Source organism: Alteromonas sp. McT4-15 (genome assembly GCF_020515205.1).
Taxonomy (GTDB): domain Bacteria; phylum Pseudomonadota; class Gammaproteobacteria; order Enterobacterales; family Alteromonadaceae; genus Alteromonas.
Genome location: NZ_JAJALG010000025.1, coordinates 1 through 13817, shown reverse-complemented (window position 1 = coordinate 13817; position 13817 = coordinate 1). Strand labels below are relative to the sequence as shown.

Here is a 13817-nt window from a genome sequence, read left to right as displayed (position 1 = left end):
ATGTCAAGTATCCGTTTCAAGCAGCTAGCTGTCAAGTTTTTCATCTAGTGTGAAACGCTTCTGGCTGCCTGCGCCTTTATTTTAAACCAATAAAGGTGACACTATGATTGATACATACAAGTTACGAGAAGTAATTCGACTTCTATTACTACCGAATAAACTGTCTCATACCTATGTAGGAAGACTAGCTCATTGTCCACGCCAAACAGTTGACGAATTAAACCGGAAACTATTGGCTTCTGACATTGATACAGCATCATTAGTCGACATGGATGATGATGAGTTACAACGTCGTATCTATCCCAAGATGGTTGTCAAGAAGCGCTTCAAGATAGAGCCTGATTACGAAGAAATCATAGCCGAATGTATTAAAGCCCATAAGAAATACCGCAAAACCATTTGGACAAAATTCTGTGAGTACAAACAGATGTTCGGTGACAGAGGTTATGGTCGTTCTCGGTTTTATCAGTTAATTGCCAATTACATCAAGAAAACACGCCTTTCAATGTTGCAGATGTTTGCGCCGGGTGAAGTCATGTTCATCGACTATGCTGGCTCGACATTGTCCTATACCGAGGGTGGCAAAGAGGTTGTGACTTATGCCTTTGTAGCAACACTAGGTTACAGCAAGAAACGCTTTGCCTATGCCACCAAAGACATGAGTGCCGCTAGCTGGATAAAAGCCATCATCGCTGCAATCGACTTTTTTGGTGGCGTGCCAGAGGTCATTCACTGTGATAACGCTAAATCGATGGTGAAAAAGGCCGGTGTATTGGCTGAGCTAAGCCAATCTGCCAGTGAATTCGCTGAGCATTACGAGGTTGTGATTGATACCTCCCAAGTCGCCACACCAACCCATAATCCTTTGGCGGAGAACCGTGTTAAAGAGCTCACTCACAGTGTGTTTGCAGTGATGAACACTGACTTAACGTTCTTTTCTGTTGAAGAAATTAACCGTCATTTGATAAAGGAAGTTGAAAAGCGTAATGACAAACCGATTCAACGCATTGGCTTAAGTAGTAATGACCTATTCTATGCTGACGAGGCTCACCAATTAAGACCTATCCCGAAAGCGCGTCTTGAGCCTGTGACTTATCGCAGTATTGTTAAAGTACCGGAAAACTATTACGTGTTCTATGAAGGTAATCGTTATTCTGTCCCCCACGAGTATCGCAATGATTATGTTGAGCTACGCGTGAAAGGTCATAAGCTTCACATTTTGCACAAAGGGATTTTGCGTGTCACCCATGATGTTGTAACCGGGAAAAACAATGTTGTGTCTATTGAATCCCATCTGCATCCTGCTCACAGGGCACAGAAGAGCAAAACTAAATCACAATATATAGCGTGGGCGAAATCGGTCGGAACTCAGGTAGAGCGCGTCGTTGAACACCTCTACGCCAAAACCAAGCATGAGCACTCTCGTCCTGTGGGCAAACGCTGCCAAGTGTTACAAAAGCTGCATAACAAATTTGGAGATATTCCCTTTATTGCCGCTTGCGACCATGCCCTTAAATTCGACATGGTAAGTGCGACAGAAATCGAACTTATCATCAAATCCAAAACCTACGAAGTGACGCCTGAAGCCAATATCACGGCCCATGCTAATTTGCGTGGCCAAGACTATTACGCGGGAGGTCAATATGAATAATAACCATGCCATTTATGCTCAATGTCAATCGCTAAAGCTGGACGGTTTTCTACCCATATTAGAAACAGATGATTTTTCTGACAAAACACATCTTGAGTTTCTCTCTGAGCTGCTCTCTGCTCAATGCTCGTTGAACACCGAGCGAAAGATTACACGCTTAACTAAGCAGGCAAAACTCAAATTTACCGATGTGTACCTTGATGAGCTTGACTACACCCTATATCCATCACTGAAAGTTAATCAAGTAAAACAACTGGCAGAATGTAGTTGGGTGAGTACCAATAAAAATATCATCATCATTGGTGCTACTGGCACGGGCAAGACCTCGTTGGCGTGCCGCTTAGCGCAAGCTGTGATTTGTAATCAGCAGAGTGTGCTTTTCTATCGCTTATCTCACCTATTGCTAGAGCTGGTCGCGGCAGACAAGGAAGGTGAGTTAATGAAGCTATTAAAAAAGCTCAGCCGCATTGATGTGCTCATTATTGATGACTGGGGCAATGCGCTGATGGATAAAAATGAGCGACATTTGCTTTTCGAGTTGATTGAGTGTCGGGAGCAAAAAGGCTCACTGCTCATCACCTCACAATACCCCGTTTCGGCTTGGCATGAGACCTTTGGTAATGAAACTATCGCTGATTCAGTGCTTGACCGCATTGTTCACAACAGCCACAAAATTTGCCTTAAGGGAGAATCCATTCGCAAGGTACTGGCTGAGCGCGGAGGTGATGTATGAATGTCATTCCATCACGCGTGAAATGTAGGCCTGCCCCGCTATTTGCTGTTGATGACATGTCAGAGCAACAACTGCTTTACGACGTTTATCAGTTCTATAGCACAAAATTGGTAGGTGAACTGGACATTATCAGTTATGTCTGTGAGCGAGGCTTTAATGATGACACCATCGAGACGTTTCAATTAGGTTATACCAATCGTATGTTGTGCCAGTTATTGAAAGACTCGCCATCCTTACGGCAAGAGCGCGGTAGGTTAAAGCGCCTTGGCTTAGTTAATCCCAGCACAGGTCATGAACTGCTTAATGGTTGTATTACCCTTCCCGTGATAACGAGTGGACGTATTGTTGGTGGCTATGGCAGACGAGCGCGGCCTACTATTCGAGCGGGCTCAACAGTGCGTCCTTACCATTTGTTGGATGAAAGCGTGCTGTTTAATGAAGACTGTTTGCTGAATAAACCGAAAGAGGTATTGCTGTGTAAGTCTCCTCTAGAAGCCATAAGTGTAATTCAGATGGGCTTTGAGGCGGTGCTAGGCTTTGTTGGCAATCACGACTTTACCGTAGCTCATGCGAATACATTGAAGCAGGCCGGCGTTAAAACGGTCATAGTGCTGTTTAACCTCAATGAATACTTCCAGCTTAAGCTGCTCACCATCGCCACATTGCTTAACGCTACGGGCATACAATGCCAGTGCGTGAATGTGGCTGGCTTTGTGGACGTTAATCATATTCTTGCAAGGTTTGATAACGGTAAAGACATCGTCCATCGGTTAATCAATCACGCTGAGAAGGTCTCAGGCAATGGCATTTAATAAAGCCAAACCCAAGTCCTTGGTAGCTTGCCTAGAGTACTATCTGGACTATTGTTTGTCACATGACCAAAGTGCCGAAACCATCAAGGGTAAACGCTGTTATTTAGAGCGCTTTATCCTTTGGTGCTTGCTTTATGATGTGACCGAAATCAAAGATGTTGATATCCACTTGGTCAACGAGTATCGCCTGTATGCTCGTAAAAACTATTTGGGCAAGAAAGGTGAGCCTATTCAGAAAGAAACCCTGAGAAACATCATTACCGCCATCAAAGTCTTTGTACATAAGTTGTACCTTTGCGAAGTCATTGCGCATGACTTGTTAGGACGATTGGAATTGCCTAAAAAGCCAAGGCGATTGCCCAAAGATGTCTTATCTGAGCCGCAGGTACAGCAAGTCATCGACATGGCTACTATGGGTGGTCAGAAAGGCATTAAAGATGAAGCCATTCTGAAAACCTTCTATGCCTCTGCGCTCAGGCGAAAAGAAATGGTGAGGCTCAAAGTAGAAGACATCAATTTTGAGAAAAAAGAGCTGACTGTGCAATGTGGTAAAGGCGACCATCAACGGATAGTGCCTATCGGCCAGCCAGCGCTGGATGCCATTGTCAGGTACTTAAAGGAAGTGCGGCCTTATTTGATAAGGCGATATTCAGATACTACCCTGTTTCTTCGCTCAGACGGCAGAGCCATTACACCATGTAATATGTCAGAACTGGTGAGTAAATATATCATTGAATCTGGTGTTGCAGAGTCTGGAAGTTGTTGTGCGTTAAGGCATTCGGCAGCAACACACTTGTTAGAGCGTGGCGCGGATATTCGTTATATTCAGGAGTTCCTTGGTCATGCTGATATATCAACGACACAGATATACACCCACGTAGCGATTAAAAAGTTGCATGAGGTATACGATGCTTGCCATCCTGCGGCGAAAAGCAGTGGTGATTCTCTGGTGGCGTAAAAACGGATCACTACTTAAGTGATAATATGTTAATTTATAAATGAAAAAGCCCACGCTAAAAGCGCAGGCTCGTTCGAGTCTTATGTCTTTGGTGGGCTGCTTATGCAGGGATATCCAAAGCTCTCACTAATGATCGTAAGTAATTGAACACCAATTGTCAATTGGTTAATTAAAGGGAATGATTTGTGCCGTACCAGTCTATAGAAAATACGTTGTCTCTGAGCCGTCTAACAACGTTTAGAAATGCGGTAATAAACAAAGTAGGCAAGGATTGCACTGCGACAACGCTGAAGCTATATGAATGGAACGCTCAGCTTTCTTCTGTGATGTTCTTTCCGCTTCACATATATGAAGTCGTTTTAAGGAATGCAATTTCTGAGGCCATATCAAAGCGGTATGGTGATGACTGGCCAACAAATGTTGTATTCCAAAATTCATTGCCCAACAAAGACAAGCAAGACTTAATACGACTAACCCAAGACTATCAAGGTGTAGGTAAACTTTTGCCAGAGCTGAAACTGAGTTGGTATGAAAATATGCTGGCAAAAAGGCATGAGGGGCGCATTTGGAAGCCCTTTATTGAACAAATCTTTCCCAACTCTACGGAAAATACGGTATCTGCCATTCGAAATACACTAAAAAATGGTTGCGACACAATCCGAAAACAACGCAACAGAATTGCTCACCATGAGCCTATTTTTAATCAACCTACATTAAACCAGTTACTGCCGTTAATTGATGAAGCTGTATCATGGCGATGTAACCAAACCGTCGCTTGGCTTAGAGCTCAAGAAAAAGCGACCGAGCTACTAAACAACCCTATTATTTAATTAAAATACTTATGATTGCAACGGATTGCTACCAACTTAATAACCCACACATTCATGTTCACAGTCGTCGTGGCGCTGATGTTTGGGGCGCAATACTTGCTAAAATCACCGGAATTCCCGCCATCTGTACTCGACGAGTTGATAATCCCGAGTCAAAATTTGCCTATTACAAATACAAGCAATACGACGCAGTCATTAGTATTTCTCATGGCGTCCAGCAAGTGGTTTCACTGCACTGCGAAGGCGTAGTGCATCAAGATGTCATCCACTCAGCAATAGACATCGACGAGTACTCTCAAGGCGCTGACAGGGCGTGGCTAAACAGTACGTTTGATATACCCGACGAACACCTCGTCATTGGCAATTTCGCGCAGTATATCTCTAGAAAGGGCCAAGCCGATATCATTCTAGCGATGCAGGATGTTATAGCTCAAAACCCAAAGGTGACCTGTTTACTCTTTGGCAAAGGGGCATTACAAGAGAGTTATCAAGCACTTATTGATCGTCATAAACTACAGAAAAATGTCAAACTATGTGGCTTCTCAAAAGATGTTGCCAAAATACTGCCTTCTATTGATATCGTCATTCATCCGTCGTATACCGAAGGCTTAGGCGTCGTTTTATTGCAGGCTGGTGCAAGCAAGTGTGCCGTAATAGCGAGTCCTGTCGGCGGTATACCAGAGGTAATTAAGCATGATAAGACGGGACTTATGGTTGCACCAGGTGATATTGACGGTATAGCGGAAACCCTGCTTGACCTTATGGATAACAGTGACAAGCGTACGCGTTTAGGAAACGCATTGTTCGAGCACGTATGTAGCAAATTTAGCATCGAACCCATGATGAAAGCCTACAGTGAACTGTATTTTTCTTTAATCTCCCAATCGCCTGATACTTCGCTCAAACGTGTCGTAAAATAAAAACAAAAAAGCCGCTCGAAAGCGGCTTTTTTAAGACTTTGAAAAAAGTTAGCGATTAAACGCCAGCTTTTTCTACAACGTCAACTAAAGTCCAAGTTTTGTTCTTAGACAATGGGCGACATTCACGTACTGTTACTACGTCACCTTGGTTGCACACGTTGTTTTCGTCGTGGGCGTGAAGCTTAGTAGAGCGCTTGATGAACTTCCCGTAGATTGGGTGCTTAACAAAACGTTCAACTACAACAGTGATGGTTTTATCCATCTTGTTGCTAACCACACGACCTTGTACTGTACGAATTTTTTGCTCAGTCATTACGCATCAGCCTTTTGAGTCAGAATGGTTTTAACACGCGCGATGTTACGACGTACTTTTCTCAACTGATCAGTTTTTTCAAGCTGACCTGTTGTGTGCTGCATGCGTAGGTTGAACTGTTCGCGTAGCAGGTTAATCAACTCTGCGTTCAGCTCTTCTACGCTTTTGTCTTTCAGTTCAGTCGCTTTCATTACATCACCGTCCGAGTTACAAAGGTTGTTTTAAATGGCAGTTTAGCCGCTGCCAATTCAAACGCTTCGCGTGCTAGAGCTTCAGGAACACCTTCCATCTCATAAAGAACACGACCAGGCTGAATTTGGCATACCCAGTACTCAACGTTACCTTTACCTTTACCTTGACGCACTTCAAGAGGCTTCTCAGTAATTGGCTTGTCAGGGAAAACTCGAATCCAAATTTTACCTTGACGCTTAACGTGACGAGTCATAGCACGACGCGCTGCTTCGATTTGACGCGCAGTCATTCGACCACGGCCAACTGCTTTAAGGCCGTAAGTACCAAAGGCAACAGTATTACCCGCTGCTAAGCCGCGGTTGCGGCCTTTGTGCATCTTACGGAACTTCATGCGTTTTGGTTGTAACATGATTAGCCCTCTCGCTTAGCGTTGCGGCCTTTCTTCTTAGGTTGAGCAGCTGGTGCTTGCTCTTGAGTTGTAGGTAGACCACCTAGAACTTCACCTTTGAAGATCCATACTTTAACGCCGATGATACCGTAAGTAGTTGACGCTTCAGAGGTTGCGTAATCGATGTCCGCACGGAAAGTGTGCAGAGGAACGCGACCTTCACGGTACCATTCAGAACGTGCAATCTCTGCACCGCCCAAACGGCCGCTAACTTCAACTTTGATACCTTTCGCGCCTAGACGCATTGCGTTTTGAACCGCACGCTTCATAGCACGACGGAACATAACACGACGCTCTAGCTGGCTAGAGATGCTATCAGCTACTAGCTGGCCATCTAGCTCTGGCTTACGTACTTCAGCGATGTTGATCTGAGCTGGCACGCCGGCTAGCTTAGATACGTAGTTACGCAACTTCTCTACGTCTTCACCTTTCTTACCGATTACAACGCCTGGACGAGCAGTGTGAATAGTTACACGGATGCTCTTAGCAGGACGCTCGATCACGATCTTAGAAAGTGAAGCGTTCTTAAGTTGTTTAGTCAGATACTGACGTACCTGATGATCGTTATACAGGTTGTCTGCATAGTCTGCAGTATTAGCGTACCAGGTAGATGTCCATGGTTTGCTGATACCCAGGCGTATACCTGTAGGATGTACCTTCTGTCCCATTATCTACTCCTAGTTATCCGCTACAACCACAGTGATGTGACTGCTGCGCTTGAAGATACGATCAGCACGGCCTTTAGCACGTGGCTTGATACGTTTCATAGTTGGACCTTCGTCAACGAAAACCTTAGACACGCGAAGTTCATCGATGTCTGCGCCTTCGTTGTGCTCTGCGTTAGCAATCGCAGATTCCAATACTTTCTTTACTAGCGCTGCGCTTTTCTTCGGGCTGTACGTAAGAAGCTCAAGAGCTTTCTCAACGTGCATTCCGCGAATTTGATCCGCAACCAAGCGTGCCTTTTGAGCCGACGTGCGGGCAAAACGGTGTTTAGCTAATGCTTCCATCTTCCTACCCCTTAACGTTTAGCTTTCTTATCCGCGACATGGCCGCGGTAAGTACGCGTTGGCGCAAATTCGCCCAACTTGTGGCCGACCATTTCGTCACTAATAATGACAGGTACATGTTGTCGACCGTTATGGACCGCAATGGTCAACCCAATCATATCTGGGATGATCATAGAACGACGAGACCAAGTTTTGATTGGTTTACGTTCGTTCTTTTCCACTGCAGCCTCTACCTTCTTCAGCAAGTGAAGGTCAATAAAAGGACCTTTCTTGAGAGAACGTGGCATGGTGAATCCTCGCTATTACTTGTTACGACGACGTACGATAAGCTTATCTGTACGCTTGTTGCTTCGGGTTTTCTTACCTTTAGTAGGAACACCCCAAGGAGTTACTGGGTGACGACCGCCAGATGTACGACCTTCACCACCACCGTGTGGGTGATCAACCGGGTTCATGGCAACACCACGAACGGTAGGACGAACACCACGCCAGCGTGTAGCACCAGCTTTACCTAGTGAACGAAGCATGTGCTCTGCATTACCAACTTCACCAATGGTGGCGCGGCAATCAGAAAGAACTTTACGCATTTCGCCAGAGCGTAGACGTAGGGTAACGTAGTTTCCGTCACGTGCTAGGATCTGAGCGTAAGCACCAGCAGAACGTGCGATTTGAGCACCCTTGCCAGGCTTCATTTCAATTGCGTGTACAACAGTACCTACAGGGATGTTACGCATAGGTAGTGTGTTACCAGACTTGATCGGAGCGTCCGAACCAGACTGGATTGCATCACCTGCTTTCATACCCTTAGGAGCTAGAATGTAACGACGTTCACCGTCTGCATACAATACTAGAGCAATGTTCGCAGAACGGTTTGGATCGTACTCTAAACGCTCAACTTTAGCTGGAATGCCGTCTTTGTTGCGTTTGAAGTCGATTACACGATAGTGTTGCTTGTGACCACCACCGATGTGACGAGTCGTGATACGACCACCGTTGTTACGACCACCAGACTTGCTGTTTTTCTCTAGCAAAGGCGCGTAAGGTGCACCTTTGTGCAGGTCAGGATTAACGACCTGAACAACGTGACGACGACCGGCAGAAGTTGGCTTAGCTTTCAATAATGGCATTTCTAATCCCCTTCTTACTCAGCACCACCGACAAAGTCGATGTCCTGACCTTCTTTAAGAACCACGTAGGCCTTTTTCCAGTCGCTGCGCTTACCGAAAGACATGCCGTGACGCTTAGTTTTACCCTTAACGTTCACAGTACGAACACCTTCAACTTCAACTTCAAACAGTTTTTCAACTGCTGCTTTGATTTCAGCTTTGTTCGCGTCTTTAGCTACTTTAAATACAACTGTGTTGTTCGCTTCAGCAGCCATAGTAGACTTTTCTGAAACGTGAGGTGCTACTAGCACCTTCAGTAGACGTTCTTCTCTCATGCTAACGCCTCCTCAAGTTGTTTAACCGCATCAGCAGTCATTAGCACTTTTTCAAATGCAATCAAGCTCACTGGGTCGATGCCTGCTACGTCACGTACGTCAACTTTGTACAAGTTGCGCGCCGCTAGGAACAAGTTCTCATCAACTTCAGGAGTAACGATTAGAACGTCATTTAGTTCATATTCGTTAAGTGCAGAAATAAGAGCTTTAGTCTTAGGTGCGTCAACACCGAACTTCTCTACAACAACCAAACGGTCTTGACGGATTAGTTCAGACAAGATGCTCTTGATCGCACCGCGATACATTTTCTTGTTAACTTTTTGGTCAAAGTCACGAGGCTTAGCTGCGAAAGCACGGCCACCGCCAACCCAAATTGGGCTACGGATTGTACCAGCACGCGCACGGCCAGTACCTTTTTGACGCCATGGCTTCTTACCGCCACCACGAACTTCAGCGCGAGTTTTCTGCGCTTTTGTACCCTGACGAGCGCCTGCACCGTAAGCTACAACTACCTGGTGTACCAGGGCTTCGTTGAATTCACGTCCAAAGGTCGCTTCGGATACTTCAAGAGCGCTTTGCGCGTCTTTCAATGTTAATTCCATCAGTTCACTCCCCAGACGTTACGCTTTAACAGCTGGCTTTACGATTACATCGTTGCCAGTTGCGCCAGGTACGGCACCTTTAACTAGGATAAGGCCGTTCTCTACGTCAACACGTACAACTTCCAAAGACTGAGTAGTCACTTGCTTGTTACCAAGCTGACCAGCCATTTTCTTGCCTTTGAATACTTTACCTGGTGATTGGTTTTGACCAATTGAACCAGGAGCACGGTGTGACAAAGAGTTACCGTGTGTCATACGCTGAGAACTGAAGTTCCAGCGTTTGATAGCACCTTGGAAACCTTTACCTTTTGATGTACCAGTTACATCAATCTTTTTAGTGTCGTTAAAGATTTCAACAGTGATTTCACTGCCTACTTCAATATCGGCACCTTCGTTATCTTCTAGGCGGAATTCTACTAGAGTGCGTCCAGCTTCAACACCAGCTTTAGCAAAGTGACCTGCTTCAGCTTTGTTGATGCGGTTAGCTTTCTTAGTTCCAGCAGTAACCTGAAGAGCGCGATAACCGTCAGTTTCCTCAGTACGAACCTGAGTAACGCGGTTTGGGGTCGCTTCAATAACAGTCACAGGGATAGACGTGCCATCTTCAGTGAAGATGCGAGTCATACCCACTTTACGACCGACTAGACCAATCGCCATTGTTATAACCCTCTCTTATTAGCCCAGGCTGATTTGAACATCAACGCCAGCAGCCAAGTCCAAACGCATCAACGCGTCAACTGTTTTATCAGTTGGCTCGATGATGTCTACCAAACGCTTGTGAGTACGGATTTCATATTGATCACGCGCGTCTTTGTTAACGTGCGGAGAAATCAGAACTGTATAGCGTTCTTTGCGAGTAGGTAGAGGAATAGGACCACTTACCTGAGCACCAGTGCGTTTCGCAGTTTCAACGATTTCAGCCGTAGACTGATCGATCAACTTGTGATCAAACGCTTTCAAACGAATGCGAATTCTTTGATTTGGCATCGATTAAGCTCCAATCGAAAGAACAAAAAAATTCACCCTTTCTCTTCCATTAATTCCGGAAAGAAAGGATGTGCGTAAACCGATGGTTCCCAATCGGAACCCTGTTCTTTTTTCTAGCACGCCAGCAACAGGCTAATCAGTAAAGATGAATCCGTTACTTCGGCAACCACCCTAAAAGCAGTGAGGTCGCGGCTAAAAATTACATGCCCTAATTGGGCAGTGGGCGCGAATTATACAGAAAGGAGACTGTAATGCAAGGCCAAGTTTGCTTTTTGTACGAAATAAATGTGCATTTATTGATCGCCAGCGTTTCATCAGAATGTGACTTCACTTCATGCCTGTAAAGGAGGCCAATCTATGAGTATTCTGTTATTTTAGGTTAAATATCGACAACGTCGTCGAACTTGTCTTGTTTATAGTCTATACGAATGTATATAAGCATCTGTAAGTAGTATTGTTCGTTTCGTGTTATATATAAGTGCTTGATTGGACGATCGGTTAACTCTGACGATGCGTAGCATACATACAGGGCGTGTTGAACACTTTGAATTGAGAAGATATGGAAGTAGTAGATAACCAACAAACGTTTGCGCAAATAAAACGTATTCTAAATAATCACTCTACGCTACTTGATGCGTATAGCCTGTTAGAACCAATCATACTCGATTTGTTTGGCGCGCAACGCATGAGTATTTTTCAACGTCGTCGCCAGCATCAGGATTTGGTTGCGCGTTTTAAGACAGGGAAAGAGACACTAGAAATTAAAGTCCCCATTAGTCCAATGTCGATTGCTGGGTACGTAGCGCTTTCACAAAAAGCTATCATTGTAGCCGACCCGTATAATCCATCTCTTCTTCAGAACATTCATCCTCGTTTACGCTTTGCTGATAAATTTGACAAAGACAACGATTTTAAAACGCAAAACATTCTTTGTGTGCCGATCATGAACGCCGGTGTAATGATGGGTGTGATTCAAGTTATTAATAAAAATAGCGGTGCGTTTAGCGAAGAAGACCTCAAACTCGGCAACGCGCTTGCGCTTATACTTGGTGACAAATTTAGATTTGAGTTAGGCGGTACAAACAATCCATTTGACCTTTTAGTTCATAAAGGCCTCTTGGAAGAAGCAACATTAAAAGAATTGCAAGAATCAACGCCTGATATTCGTGCATTGGTTCAGCGTCTTATTTCTGAGTACCGCATAGCGGAGCAGGAAATTGGTAATTCGCTCTCTATTCATTACCAAGTACCTTATATTCCCTACCTGCCAGAGAAGTACCACAAATTCGAAAATGACAGCCGCCTGAATGTCTCTTATTTAAAGCGCAATTACGTTGCTGTTATTGCTGATGCTCACGATAAGCCTATCGTTTTAATGGCGGAGCCAAATAACGCAGCGCTGTTAATGGAAATTGAAAGCGCTATGGGTATCGATACCTATGAGATCGCGGTTAGTCTACCCAACCTGATACTGCAGTACTTAGGTGAAAATAGCGGTGGTGGCGCACCGGGCGAAATGAGTGACATACTTGATGAGATTGGTACCTCTACTGAAGAAAGTGACGAGCATGTTGATGAATTATCGGATGACGCCCCTGCGGTTGTTCGTCTGGTAAGCCGAATACTTCACGATGCTAAACGACTAAACGCATCTGATATTCATATCGACCCTGAGAAAAACGCACCGACCCGAGTACGCATGCGTGTCGATGGTGTGTGTCGCGATATGAACCAAGTACCTAATTCTCATCACAGCGCAGTAATTGCGCGTATTAAGATAATGTCTAACCTTAACATTGCGGAAAAGCGCGTTCCGCAAGACGGTAAGTTGGCATTTAGGATGAATGGACAGCTTGTGGAAGTGCGTGTTGCAACAATACCAACGGTTGCGGGTGAAGGCGTTGTGATGCGTATATTGGCATCGGGCGGTGCTATGCCGATAGACAAGATGAACTTAGCGCCAAACAACCGTGCTCGCCTTGAGGAAATGATTAAAAAGCCTCATGGAATACTATTGGTTGTGGGCCCAACTGGTTCCGGTAAGACCACCACACTTCATGCCATTTTAGGGTACTTAAATACCCCTGAGAAAAAAATATGGACCGCTGAAGACCCGGTGGAGATCACCCAGCCAGGATTACAACAAGTACAAGTAAGCCCCAAAATAGGTTTCACTTTTGCGAACGCCTTGCGCGCATTTTTGCGTGCCGACCCTGATATAATTCTTATCGGTGAGATGCGTGATAAAGAAACCGCACACGCAGGTATCGAAGCCTCGTTAACTGGTCACTTAGTTTTGTCAACGCTTCACACAAACTCAGCACCAGAAACCATTACCCGACTTTTAGACTTAGGCCTTGATCCGGTCAACTTCTCAGACGCCTGTGTGGGTATACTTGCCCAACGACTTGTTCGAACCCTATGTGGAAATTGTAAAGAAAAATACGTAGCCACCGATACCGACCTTGCGTTCATTGAGCGTCAATACGGCAAAGAACATATGGCCGAACTTAATATTACTGCACCGCTTGAAATTTACCGTGCTAAGGGCTGTGAAGAATGTGGTAATACAGGCTACAAAGGAAGAACAGGCGTACATGAACTGTTAGGTATGACTCAAGAGTTACGCTCGCTTGTTTATAAGGAAGCCAGCGTTGCTGAAATGAAAAAGCAAGCGACCAACGACGGTATGCGTACGCTGGTTCAAGACGCGATATTTAAAGTCATTAAAGGCGACACTGATTTAGCTCAAGTACAGATAGTTGGAGGCGAATAACCCTCTTGGTACGTACCGTAAATCACATAAAAAGCCCAGCTAAGCTGTAATGCCGATCAGTTAAGAATTTAATGATCGGTTGACCGATCTTTTCAAGGCTTCAAAATCCGGTATCAGGTAACTGATATCGGATTTTTTTATGGA

At 44.9% G+C, this 13817-nt stretch carries 18 protein-coding genes; 7 read left to right on the top strand and 11 right to left on the bottom strand.

Annotated features, from left to right (window positions below):
- Window positions 1-103: 103 nt before the first annotated feature.
- The 6 genes from LHL20_RS15335 to LHL20_RS15310 all read left to right on the top strand — a co-directional run bounded on the left by LHL20_RS15335 (window position 104) and on the right by LHL20_RS15310 (window position 5904).
- Window positions 104-1651, top strand: coding sequence for a DDE-type integrase/transposase/recombinase (locus LHL20_RS15335; RefSeq protein WP_226433916.1), 1548 nt, complete (start codon window positions 104-106; stop codon window positions 1649-1651).
- Entirely contained in the window at window positions 1644-2384 is a 741-nt protein-coding gene (gene istB, locus LHL20_RS15330; protein WP_226433915.1) for an IS21-like element helper ATPase IstB, read from the top strand. Before LHL20_RS15335 ends, istB begins: the two co-directional genes overlap by 8 nt.
- Complete coding sequence (locus LHL20_RS15325) at window positions 2381-3196, top strand: hypothetical protein (protein ID WP_226433914.1); 816 nt, start codon at window positions 2381-2383, stop codon at window positions 3194-3196. The genes istB and LHL20_RS15325 overlap by 4 nt, the downstream gene beginning before the upstream one ends.
- Complete coding sequence (locus LHL20_RS15320) at window positions 3186-4154, top strand: tyrosine-type recombinase/integrase (protein ID WP_226433913.1); 969 nt, start codon at window positions 3186-3188, stop codon at window positions 4152-4154. The genes LHL20_RS15325 and LHL20_RS15320 overlap by 11 nt, the downstream gene beginning before the upstream one ends.
- A gap of 185 nt (window positions 4155-4339) precedes the next feature.
- Entirely contained in the window at window positions 4340-4984 is a 645-nt protein-coding gene (locus tag LHL20_RS15315) for a hypothetical protein (protein ID WP_226433912.1), read from the top strand.
- A gap of 11 nt (window positions 4985-4995) precedes the next feature.
- Window positions 4996-5904, top strand: coding sequence for a glycosyltransferase family 4 protein (locus LHL20_RS15310; protein WP_226433911.1), 909 nt, complete (start codon window positions 4996-4998; stop codon window positions 5902-5904).
- Window positions 5905-5959: 55 nt separating this feature from the next.
- Here the strand turns inward: LHL20_RS15310 and rpsQ are convergent, their stop codons facing one another.
- Genes rpsQ through rpsJ form a run of 11 tightly spaced genes read right to left on the bottom strand, consistent with a single transcriptional unit; the run spans window position 5960 to window position 10897 of the window.
- A complete protein-coding gene (gene rpsQ / locus LHL20_RS15305) occupies window positions 5960-6217 on the bottom strand; it encodes a 30S ribosomal protein S17 (RefSeq protein WP_159627389.1) in 258 nt (85 codons plus the stop codon).
- A complete protein-coding gene (gene rpmC, locus LHL20_RS15300) occupies window positions 6217-6408 on the bottom strand; it encodes a 50S ribosomal protein L29 (protein ID WP_012516965.1) in 192 nt (63 codons plus the stop codon). Before rpmC ends, rpsQ begins: the two co-directional genes overlap by 1 nt.
- Window positions 6408-6818 (bottom strand): 50S ribosomal protein L16, encoded by a 411-nt coding sequence (rplP, locus tag LHL20_RS15295; RefSeq protein WP_014997065.1) that lies wholly within the window; start codon window positions 6816-6818, stop codon window positions 6408-6410. Before rplP ends, rpmC begins: the two co-directional genes overlap by 1 nt.
- Window positions 6819-6820: 2 nt before the next feature.
- Complete coding sequence (gene rpsC / locus LHL20_RS15290) at window positions 6821-7525, bottom strand: 30S ribosomal protein S3 (protein WP_014947978.1); 705 nt, start codon at window positions 7523-7525, stop codon at window positions 6821-6823.
- A gap of 9 nt (window positions 7526-7534) precedes the next feature.
- A complete protein-coding gene (gene rplV, locus LHL20_RS15285; RefSeq protein WP_071816771.1) occupies window positions 7535-7867 on the bottom strand; it encodes a 50S ribosomal protein L22 in 333 nt (110 codons plus the stop codon).
- Between the two features lie 11 nt (window positions 7868-7878).
- Window positions 7879-8154 carry a 30S ribosomal protein S19 gene (rpsS, locus tag LHL20_RS15280; protein ID WP_012516961.1) on the bottom strand — a complete coding sequence of 92 codons (276 nt, stop codon included), beginning with the start codon at window positions 8152-8154 and terminating at the stop codon, window positions 7879-7881.
- A 15-nt stretch (window positions 8155-8169) separates the two neighbouring features.
- A complete protein-coding gene (rplB, locus tag LHL20_RS15275) occupies window positions 8170-8994 on the bottom strand; it encodes a 50S ribosomal protein L2 (RefSeq protein ID WP_202263273.1) in 825 nt (274 codons plus the stop codon).
- Window positions 8995-9008: 14 nt separating this feature from the next.
- Window positions 9009-9308 carry a 50S ribosomal protein L23 gene (gene rplW / locus LHL20_RS15270; RefSeq protein WP_039217760.1) on the bottom strand — a complete coding sequence of 100 codons (300 nt, stop codon included), beginning with the start codon at window positions 9306-9308 and terminating at the stop codon, window positions 9009-9011.
- Window positions 9305-9910 carry a 50S ribosomal protein L4 gene (gene rplD / locus LHL20_RS15265; RefSeq protein WP_012516958.1) on the bottom strand — a complete coding sequence of 202 codons (606 nt, stop codon included), beginning with the start codon at window positions 9908-9910 and terminating at the stop codon, window positions 9305-9307. Before rplD ends, rplW begins: the two co-directional genes overlap by 4 nt.
- Before the next feature lie 18 nt (window positions 9911-9928).
- Window positions 9929-10567, bottom strand: coding sequence for a 50S ribosomal protein L3 (gene rplC, locus LHL20_RS15260; RefSeq protein ID WP_131093693.1), 639 nt, complete (start codon window positions 10565-10567; stop codon window positions 9929-9931).
- Between the two features lie 18 nt (window positions 10568-10585).
- The gene (rpsJ, locus tag LHL20_RS15255) at window positions 10586-10897 is read right to left on the bottom strand and encodes a 30S ribosomal protein S10 (RefSeq protein WP_010179497.1); all 312 of its coding nucleotides are present in this window, start codon (window positions 10895-10897) and stop codon (window positions 10586-10588) included.
- Between the two features lie 559 nt (window positions 10898-11456).
- On the opposite strand from rpsJ, the gene LHL20_RS15250 reads away from it, so the two are divergent.
- Entirely contained in the window at window positions 11457-13673 is a 2217-nt protein-coding gene (locus LHL20_RS15250; RefSeq protein ID WP_226433910.1) for a GspE/PulE family protein, read from the top strand.
- The last annotated feature ends 144 nt before the right edge of the window (window positions 13674-13817 follow it).

Bases quoted from the DNA above. Each gene is read 5' to 3' on its own strand.
- LHL20_RS15320 (WP_226433913.1), top strand. From the start codon at position 3,186: ATGGCATTTAATAAAGCCAAACCCAAGTCCTTGGTAGCTTGCCTAGAG.
- rplC (WP_131093693.1), bottom strand. From the start codon at position 10,567: ATGGCGATTGGTCTAGTCGGTCGTAAAGTGGGTATGACTCGCATCTTC.
- rplW (WP_039217760.1), bottom strand. From the start codon at position 9,308: ATGAGAGAAGAACGTCTACTGAAGGTGCTAGTAGCACCTCACGTTTCA.
- rplB (WP_202263273.1), bottom strand. From the start codon at position 8,994: ATGCCATTATTGAAAGCTAAGCCAACTTCTGCCGGTCGTCGTCACGTT.
- rpsC (WP_014947978.1), bottom strand. From the start codon at position 7,525: ATGGGACAGAAGGTACATCCTACAGGTATACGCCTGGGTATCAGCAAA.
- LHL20_RS15325 (WP_226433914.1), top strand. From the start codon at position 2,381: ATGAATGTCATTCCATCACGCGTGAAATGTAGGCCTGCCCCGCTATTT.
- LHL20_RS15250 (WP_226433910.1), top strand. From the start codon at position 11,457: ATGGAAGTAGTAGATAACCAACAAACGTTTGCGCAAATAAAACGTATT.
- rpsQ (WP_159627389.1), bottom strand. From the start codon at position 6,217: ATGACTGAGCAAAAAATTCGTACAGTACAAGGTCGTGTGGTTAGCAAC.
- rplP (WP_014997065.1), bottom strand. From the start codon at position 6,818: ATGTTACAACCAAAACGCATGAAGTTCCGTAAGATGCACAAAGGCCGC.
- rplV (WP_071816771.1), bottom strand. From the start codon at position 7,867: ATGGAAGCATTAGCTAAACACCGTTTTGCCCGCACGTCGGCTCAAAAG.
- LHL20_RS15310 (WP_226433911.1), top strand. From the start codon at position 4,996: ATGATTGCAACGGATTGCTACCAACTTAATAACCCACACATTCATGTT.
- rpsJ (WP_010179497.1), bottom strand. From the start codon at position 10,897: ATGCCAAATCAAAGAATTCGCATTCGTTTGAAAGCGTTTGATCACAAG.
- rplD (WP_012516958.1), bottom strand. From the start codon at position 9,910: ATGGAATTAACATTGAAAGACGCGCAAAGCGCTCTTGAAGTATCCGAA.
- LHL20_RS15335 (WP_226433916.1), top strand. From the start codon at position 104: ATGATTGATACATACAAGTTACGAGAAGTAATTCGACTTCTATTACTA.
- rpsS (WP_012516961.1), bottom strand. From the start codon at position 8,154: ATGCCACGTTCTCTCAAGAAAGGTCCTTTTATTGACCTTCACTTGCTG.
- istB (WP_226433915.1), top strand. From the start codon at position 1,644: ATGAATAATAACCATGCCATTTATGCTCAATGTCAATCGCTAAAGCTG.
- rpmC (WP_012516965.1), bottom strand. From the start codon at position 6,408: ATGAAAGCGACTGAACTGAAAGACAAAAGCGTAGAAGAGCTGAACGCA.